Source organism: Cupriavidus sp. IK-TO18 (genome assembly GCF_015549295.1).
Taxonomy (GTDB): Bacteria; Pseudomonadota; Gammaproteobacteria; order Burkholderiales; family Burkholderiaceae; genus Cupriavidus; species Cupriavidus oxalaticus_A.
Window position 1 is genome coordinate 1 of the sequence record NZ_JADGMP010000097.1, and the last position, 641, is coordinate 641.

Below are 641 nucleotides of genomic sequence, written 5' to 3' on the forward strand. Positions count from 1 at the left end.
CTTCGGGGGCGGCCAGCGCGTCCATGACATCGGGCCACTCGTCGGCGGCGAAGGTGAACGAGGCCTGGGCGGCGACCAGCGCTCGCAGCACCTCGGCGAGCTTGGCGCCGGCCTCGCCGTCATAGAGCGTGCCGAGCCCGCCATGTTCGTCGCGGCCGAGATTCTCCAGCACTTCCACGGTGGCGCGGACCATGGCGGCCAGATCGACGGTCGCCTCGCCACGATGGCCGAGCAGCGGCGCCAATGCGGCGACCAGCCTGCCTACGACATCGCGCGCCTCTTCGATGCGGCGGACGGTGATGCGGTCGAACCAGAACGGTTTGCGCGACTTGTCGCCGATGCCGGTCAGCCGTGCCTCGAAATCCTCGACCAGCTGGGCGACATCAGGACGGCCGACGCCGCCGCGCAGCACCACGAGTTCAATCGTTTCGGCGGCACGCCGGACCACCGGGCGTTCCAGGCCGAGCCGCAGCAAGGGGTGCTTGAGCAGCGACAGGACGGCCACCGGATCGCCGGGCCGGAAGGCAGCCTCGAGCATGGTGCGCAAGAGCGCTGCGGGCGGGGTGTTGGCCAGCGGCACGCCGCCGGAATCGTCGGCCTGGATGCCGAAGCGCCGGAGTTCTGTGGCAACACGCCGGGCG

The 641-nt window shown here is 71.0% G+C and carries 1 protein-coding gene; it reads right to left on the reverse strand.

Annotated features, from left to right (window positions below):
* Nucleotides 1-641, reverse strand: a 641-nt coding sequence (locus IPF36_RS34260) for a hypothetical protein (protein WP_218959789.1), incomplete at both ends; no start/stop codon positions are given.